The organism is Chitinophaga niastensis, assembly GCF_003014755.1.
In the GTDB taxonomy this organism is placed as follows: domain Bacteria; phylum Bacteroidota; class Bacteroidia; order Chitinophagales; family Chitinophagaceae; genus Chitinophaga; species Chitinophaga niastensis.
Genome location: NZ_PYAW01000004.1, coordinates 292,400 through 299,720, shown reverse-complemented (window position 1 = coordinate 299,720; position 7,321 = coordinate 292,400). Strand labels below are relative to the sequence as shown.

The 7,321-nt window shown below is 42.1% G+C and carries 7 protein-coding genes and 1 tRNA gene; 3 read left to right on the top strand and 5 right to left on the bottom strand.

Annotated features, from left to right (window positions below; translation table 11 throughout):
• Positions 1-259: 259 nt before the first annotated feature.
• Positions 260-898 carry a response regulator gene (locus CLV51_RS20155; protein ID WP_106529881.1) on the top strand — a complete coding sequence of 213 codons (639 nt, stop codon included), beginning with the start codon at positions 260-262 and terminating at the stop codon, positions 896-898.
• On the opposite strand, the gene CLV51_RS20150 is transcribed toward CLV51_RS20155, so the two are convergent.
• The 3 genes from CLV51_RS20150 to CLV51_RS20140 all read right to left on the bottom strand — a co-directional run bounded on the left by CLV51_RS20150 (position 895) and on the right by CLV51_RS20140 (position 4,780).
• Entirely contained in the window at positions 895-3,918 is a 3,024-nt protein-coding gene (locus tag CLV51_RS20150; protein ID WP_106529880.1) for a ligand-binding sensor domain-containing protein, read from the bottom strand. The genes CLV51_RS20155 and CLV51_RS20150 overlap by 4 nt on opposite strands.
• A gap of 130 nt (positions 3,919-4,048) precedes the next feature.
• The gene (locus CLV51_RS20145; protein WP_106529879.1) at positions 4,049-4,387 is read right to left on the bottom strand and encodes a TfoX/Sxy family protein; all 339 of its coding nucleotides are present in this window, start codon (positions 4,385-4,387) and stop codon (positions 4,049-4,051) included.
• Between the two features lie 12 nt (positions 4,388-4,399).
• Positions 4,400-4,780: a nuclear transport factor 2 family protein gene (locus CLV51_RS20140; protein WP_106530068.1), complete on the bottom strand. Its 381-nt coding sequence runs from the start codon at positions 4,778-4,780 to the stop codon at positions 4,400-4,402.
• 105 nt (positions 4,781-4,885) lie between these two features.
• Here CLV51_RS20140 and CLV51_RS20135 point away from each other — a divergent pair, with 105 nt between their 5' ends.
• Entirely contained in the window at positions 4,886-5,293 is a 408-nt protein-coding gene (locus CLV51_RS20135) for a winged helix-turn-helix transcriptional regulator (protein ID WP_106529878.1), read from the top strand.
• A 300-nt stretch (positions 5,294-5,593) separates the two neighbouring features.
• On the opposite strand, the gene CLV51_RS20130 is transcribed toward CLV51_RS20135, so the two are convergent.
• Together CLV51_RS20130 and CLV51_RS20125 are read right to left on the bottom strand one after the other, a co-directional pair.
• Positions 5,594-5,677, bottom strand: a tRNA-Leu gene (locus tag CLV51_RS20130).
• Positions 5,678-5,701: 24 nt separating this feature from the next.
• On the bottom strand, positions 5,702-6,061 hold the full coding sequence (locus CLV51_RS20125) for a hypothetical protein (RefSeq protein WP_146151331.1): 360 nt from the start codon (positions 6,059-6,061) through the stop codon (positions 5,702-5,704).
• A 48-nt stretch (positions 6,062-6,109) separates the two neighbouring features.
• On the opposite strand from CLV51_RS20125, the gene CLV51_RS20120 reads away from it, so the two are divergent.
• Positions 6,110-7,321 carry an NAD(P)-dependent oxidoreductase gene (locus CLV51_RS20120; RefSeq protein ID WP_106529876.1) on the top strand — a complete coding sequence of 404 codons (1,212 nt, stop codon included), beginning with the start codon at positions 6,110-6,112 and terminating at the stop codon, positions 7,319-7,321.

Below are 7,321 nucleotides of genomic sequence, written 5' to 3'. Positions count from 1 at the left end.
ACAGACAACATAGTTAAAGTAATGACAAGGTAACTTTGCAACATTCTCCATAGGTTTTTTTGACATTGAATTTGAATTCGGCGCATGCTCATTATCGTCAGTTACTCATAGGCTTTTAAGGGAACTGACTATTAATTTTAGCGAAAGTAGCACAAGCAGTTGTAATACGTTGTAGAATAACTACGTAGTGCTGGTAGTATTATTACTACAGAATAAATTGCAGGAAAGACTACTTTTGTGCTACCACTACACCTATGTCATGAAATCAGTTCTTGTTGCAGAAGACCACGCTATTGTGCGGTTAGGGATTACCGCTATTATCAGAGACCTTATAAGCCAGGTTAATATAGTTGAGACAGATAATTTTGACAGCGCCATTCAACTCCTGTCAGAACATCCTTTTGAGTTGCTGGTGCTTGACATCAACATTCCGGGTGGCAATAATCTTCAGATGATGAGCGCCGTACGTTTACGGCAGCCTGATATCAGGATCCTTATTTTTTCCGGGTATGATGAACAGCTGTTCGGGATCAATTATCTGCAGGCTGGCGCAGATGGTTATCTTGTAAAGCATGCGCCGGAAGAAGAGATCCGCAAGGCCATCACTACAATGATGAACAATGAAAAATACCTGAGCGAAGGCATCAAGGAACAGCTGGTACAGCGCATCAGCCCCCACCGTTCCTTTTCCACTCCTGCCAACCCGTTACTGGTATTATCAGGGCGTGAAACAGAAGTAATGCATCTGCTGATAAAAGGTACCAGTGTACTACATATTGCCCAAACGCTCAGTCTCCAGATCACTACTGTCAGTACTTATAAAAGCAGAATATTTGAAAAACTGGAGATATCCAACATTATTGAACTGGCAGAGAAAGTAAAGCTATATAGCAACTAATGTAATGGGAGTATAACTGTTACTACAGTTCCCACATGACGTATACTTTCAATTTGCAGCCGGCCTTTTATCAGCTGCAATAATTCTATTACTATAATAAGTCCCATTCCCTGCTGCAGCGGCCATTCCAGGCTAGCCTCTTCTTTTCCATGCATGGTAATACCATTGACCCAGGCTAATACCTCTTCATGAAAACCGGGACCGGTGTCGCTAATACAGATATATACTTCTTCCTGTATGATGGATGCTGATAAAACAATATTCCCGTTATCTGTATGCTTAACCGCGTTATCTACCAGGTTATGTATGGCTACTTCCAATATGCGGGGATTACCGGAAATCTTTAATGACGCAGCTACCTGGTTGCTGATAATTGTATTTTTCAATGCTGCAACCGGCTCAAATATCTTCCGTTTCCCTTCTATCAGTTCGTATATACCCATTTCTTCCTTCACCAGCTGTCCTATCTGCAAATGTGTGCGCATGTAGCCTATCAGGTTATCCAGCAGGTGATACATGCGATAGGAAGCATCATAAATAATATGAGCATGCTGCTGCATTATTTCCTTTTCATGGTCTTTTCCAAAAATATGTTCTGCAGCACGCATCAGATATTTCATGGGTGTTTTGATATCATGCGTAATAGCCGCTACCAGTCTTTCCTGGATACGTACCTGTTGCCGCAATCTTTTTTCCGAAGTATTCAACTCTCTCGTGCGTTCAGCCACATGTGCTTCCAGCTCGATATTTTTTTTCCTTAAATTATATAAATACAGGCGGGAATAAATATATATGGTGAGGATTCCTATGAGGCCTGCCAATAGCAGGAACCAGGTGGTTTCATAGTAGGCTGGTGCTACTATTATCACCATTTTGCGGAACGTATAGTTGCCGATGCCAAAGCCGTTCAGCTTACGAATATAAAGCTTGTAGGTGCCGGAGGCTAAGGTAGAAAATGCAATAGTATTGTCAGGTGGCACATCCAGCCATAAAGTATCAGTACGGTTTTTAACCAGTGCATAAGATAGCCGGAGGTTATAGGCATTCCCGAAATACGGCGTGCTCAGATATAACTTCATCTGCCGGAAATTATGCAGCAGATGAATGGTATCCTGCACATAGTATTTACGCTTATCCACTTCCACTTCGTCAATGAACAATCCTTTATCTGGTATTTCAGCCATCTTTTGCGTAGCGGAAAACCACACCAGGCCATTCATAGAAGGGAGAGAAATGATACCGTTATCCAGCTTCAATGCACAGGGCTCGCAACCACCGTTAAATTCGTTCGTGTTGAAACCCGCATCTTTCGCGTAATACATATAAAACAAAGAAGATGATGGATGCCGGGCATAATCCAGCAGATCCTTCCTCGCCACCTGGAAAAGCCCTTTGTTGGTGGTGATCCAGAGAAAACCGTTATCATCAGGCACTATACAATGCGATGCTGCCAGGTAATGTTCTTCATCCAGCGGAAATGCGGTGAGTTTATTATTGCTGAAAAGATAAAAACCATGGCTGTACGTAGTGATCCATACTTCACCTGGACGGGGTATATACAGGCTCCGGATATAGATGCCCCGCATTCCCGGTATGGTATCTGTTATTCCCGTGGAGTACCGGAAGCGGAACAAGCCCACCGCTGTGCCAATCCATAACAGGTCTGGTGTTTCTTCCTGCAGCCACGATATCTTGGGCAGCCAGTCTACCAGTAGTACCGGCCGCTTTATGTATTTAGCAGGATCAAGATACCAGAGTCCCTGGGAACCTGTTCCTATCAGTAACCTGTGCTGTTGGTCTTCATAAATCTGGGACACTTCACCCGGCAGGTGGAATTGCTGTTTTACACTGTTGGAATCCAGTTGGTAAACAAAGTTGCCCGACTTATACCAGATCTTGTCAAGATGATCTTTCAGGATACTGTACCTATCAATATGATAAACACGATTTAATGCAGGCAACACCCCTGTTGCGCTAAAATTATTATACATCTGGCCATCAGGTACAATGATACGGTGATGGGTATACGCTGCCTGTGCATATTGTACATCATCTCCGGACACACCATCTACATTTACAGGTGTGAATTTTTTCCTGGTAAATACATAAAGTCCCTGTGTATGGCTTCCCAGGAAAAGTCGTGCATTATCTTTATCATAATACGGGCAAATTATCCGGTTATCTTCCAGATCAAAGCCATTTAGAATAAGGGTAGTCTTAAAGCAGCCATCTTCCTCCCTTTCCAGCAGATACAGGCGCTCATCTGCATACAGGAACACCTGCCCGGCGATAGCATTCCAATACAAATGATAACCGTAAGTTCTTCCCTGCACCCCGCATGGCCTGAGCTTTGCGCCATCAAAAGTGAAGATTTGCCCGGAAGGATTAATATAAAACAACTGCTGCTGTATCGTAAAGAAAGAGAACGGATCTATACTGTCGCAGGCCATACCGCTGCGGCACCCGTTGGGCATCTGCACCAGCAGGCTATCTTTTGTGATCACGTAAAAGCAATTATGCTTACCTAGTATCAGGTATTCTTTGAAAATGTGTGTGCTTGGATAAAAATGGGGAATACCTGTAGCTGGCAAGCGGCCTTTTACATCATCCAGTACGAGGCGTTCGTACAAACAATTTCCCCTGGCAGCAGCTGGTCTCAGCCATGCAGCGCTGTTGCGGATATCAATTATCTCTCCTGCATCTGTTCTGGCGCTTAGTTGCCCGCTACCCGAATTGATATAGATATAACTGATTCTATTTGACGTCAGGGATAGGTTACCTACGCTATAATTTTTAAATCGTTTGCCATCAAAACGTACAAGACCATTCTCTGTGGCCATCCACAGAAATCCATTTTCATCGTGCGTTATAAATTTTACACTGTTCTGAGGAAGCCCGTTATCATCCATATAATGTATGACAGCATATTGCAAACTGTCAACGGAATTGGCTTTGATCTTTTTAATTGGCAATAGTATCAGTGATGCTAATAAAAGCAGGAAACAGGAAGCATAGTACACAAATCACAGGCAATTTTCACATGACGAAAACAAGGTATATATTAAATATCGTGCCAAGTTAGCACATAAAAGGAAGATGGGCAACTATTGATGTGGGAGTCAGACACTACAAACTTTGTAAACATTGTCATTATTTTTTGCCGGAAGTCTTCGCTTTTTTATTGAAGTCAAGCGCAAGTGTCACCCAGTAATTAAAATCAGCTTTTGTTTGAAGACTATCCTCGTTTACATAAACATACCCCTTGTATTCCTTTCCTTTCATAATCACAGTACGGCAACCTTTTCTGCTAACCGCTTCTTCATGAATGTTGGGGTCAATACGGCACATCATCCTGTCAGCGCCCGCTGTCAGGCACATTTTGCTATCAACCATAAACGCTGTTCCGCCAAACATTTTTTTCTCTTCAACTTTCGGCAAATGAGCAAGCGCTTGTCTGATCTTGTTTGCCAAGGATTCATTGTAAGCCATAAAAGATTGAAATTACTTTGGAATATTCTTATCAAAAGTATGTGTATCAAAGAATATGGTCAGTGCATCAAGTTTCCCATTCTTCGCTTTCCAGATCTCAGCTACATCACCATTAATGCTTACGCCGTTAGGAAATGTATAGTCATAGTTTCCAATAACACAGGCATTTTCACCTTCGATAATCATTTCTTTTACACGCATGGTTTGAAACACACGGGAAAACCTTTTAATGACTTCAATGTAGGCGGCTTTTCCAACAATTGGGGCTGTTTTTGTCATATCACCGCCAATAAATTTAAAGTCATCAGAGATGACCGATTCCCATCCTTCTTTTTGAGCAAAACCCTTGTAATAAGTTTCGAGAAGTTGTTTTGTTGATGTTGAGTTTTCCATTTTTTCCATTTTAAAGAATTAGATAATGATTATCTTTGTTATTGCATTTTGCAAGCACTAAGATATAAAGTTATTTCAAATTGCAAGTACTTTTAACAAAACAGTATGGAAAAAACCAGGTCAGATTGTCCAATCACGTGTTCCCTGGATGTTTTTGGGGATAAATGGTCGCTGCTTATTATCAGGGATATTATGCTCAGAGGGAAATTGTCTTACAGCGAGTTTCTGGAGTCAGAGGAAAAGATCGCTACAAACATTCTTGTTAACAGGCTGGCCCTTCTGGAGGCTGAGAATATTCTTTCAAAACGGGTGTCGCCAACCAACAAGTCAAAGTTTATTTATAGCCTTACCAGAAAAGGGATTGATCTGTTGCCAATAATCATTGAAATTATGGATTGGGGAGCAAAATATAATGCCAACTGTCCTCGCAAAGAACTCGGAAAAAAAATAAAAAAGGATAAAGCCGGCGTCATTAAGGAATATTTTGAAAAGCTGAAAAAGCAGGTTATATGACAACCTGTTTGTTTTACGAGAAATGGTAGCCCCCAAAATTATTTGTTATAGAATTATAATGTTGTAGTGTAATTATCTCTTCAGTTCAAAATCTTTGTTGGCCAAAGCAACAATTAAGTTATAAAAAGTGAACACTGATAAAAGGAGGTTAAAGAAATTGTAGATATATATATCTGTAGTAAGAAGTAAATTTAAAGACTTAATTAGCTCTTTGCTTCCTGCATCTTTTTACTGGCAAATTGCTGCAAATAAAAAAAGGCCGCATCGCTGCAGCCTTTTCTAAGCATTTGGTAGTCAATGTGCCCAGAACAGGAATCGAACCTGCACACCCTTGCGAATACAAGATTTTGAGTCTAGCGCGTCTACCAATTCCGCCATCTGGGCAATCATTTATAAGAACTCGCCGCGTCAATTACGGGATGCAAATATAGAAACTCTTTCTTTAATCTGCAACAAAAATTTTCTTTTAAAATAAAAAATTTTCAACTTTTCCAGGACTGCAGCGTCTGCATTTGTCGGATCATAACCGTTCACCGCCTCCGCTGCTTCTTCCAGCATCTCTTCTTCTGCCGCTACTACAGCGGTTTTTAGGATACCGAACACTTTTTCATCCGGGTCACTTTCCAACTCTGTCAGGTGATCACTGATAGCTGTCATCTCCATTAAAAAAATTTCCGGCAACTGAAAATTTTCGCCTGAAACTACTATGCCGGCCTCTTCAAGCATGGGAAGTAAGCGCTCCTCTTCTAACAATTCTAAATTATTCATACCACTGCAAAAGTAAACCATGTTCATTAAAATGCAGTAAATTCAGAGATGGAAAACACGATACACATAGGATTGATCCGGGAAGAAAAACATCCGCACGATAACAGGGTGGCCTTTACACCCAAACAATGCCAGTGGATCATGCATCACTTTCCGCAAACACAGATATACGTAGCACCCTCTCCCCACCGGTGTTTCAGGGATGAAGAGTACGAAAAGGCCGGCGCACAACTGCAGGAAGATCTCTCCCACTGCTCCCTCCTGCTGGGCATCAAAGAGGTACCGGCAGAAAAATTAATCGCACATAAAACGTATCTCTTTTTCAGTCATACTAAAAAAAAACAACCCCATAATCAACACCTGCTGCAAACAATCCTGAAAAAAAAGATTTCGCTGATCGACTACGAATGCCTCGTGCATCCCGACGGTCAACGCATCCTTGGCTTCGGCTTCTTTGCCGGTGTGGTAGGAGCTCACAACGGATTACAGGCCTTTGGCAAAAAAACCGGTGCCTATAATTTCAAGCCGGTACATACGTGTCACGACTTCCAGGAATTAATCACCCATTACTTTGGTATCAAGCTTCCTCCTATGAAAATAGTGATCACAGGGTCTGGCCGTGTGGCTGCAGGTGCTTTGGAAATCATGGGACTACTCGGGATTAAATACCTTCCACCGGAAGAATACCTCGTAAATGAATATGCCTACCCGGTGTATACACAACTCAAGGCAGGAGAGCTATACCTGCGCAAACACGACAAAACCTATAGCAGGTCCGACTTCCACGCCCATCCGGAAAATTATGAATGCCGCTTCCTCCCCTATGTTACCGGAACAGATATCCTCATGAACGGCATTTACTGGGATCATAATATCCCCCCATTGTTTAATGCCAATGATCTGAAAAAAGATAATTTCCACATCCAGGTGATCGCGGATATTACAGATGACACACATGGCTCTATCCCCTGTAACCTTGGCGACAGTACCATCGAAGACCCTGTATACGGCGTCATTAAAGAAACGATGGAACAAACCGCCCCCTATCTTCCAGGAACCGTAGATATGATGTGCATAAGCAACCTGCCCAACGAATTGCCCCGCGATGCCTCACAGTACTTCGGTGATCAACTGATGAAATATGTCTTTGAAGAATTATTAAAGCCACAGAGTGAAATGATCCGCAATGCCACCATTGCGGCAAACGGAGCGCTTACAGACAAGTTCTCTTACCTGGAAGACTATGTTAACGGATCATGA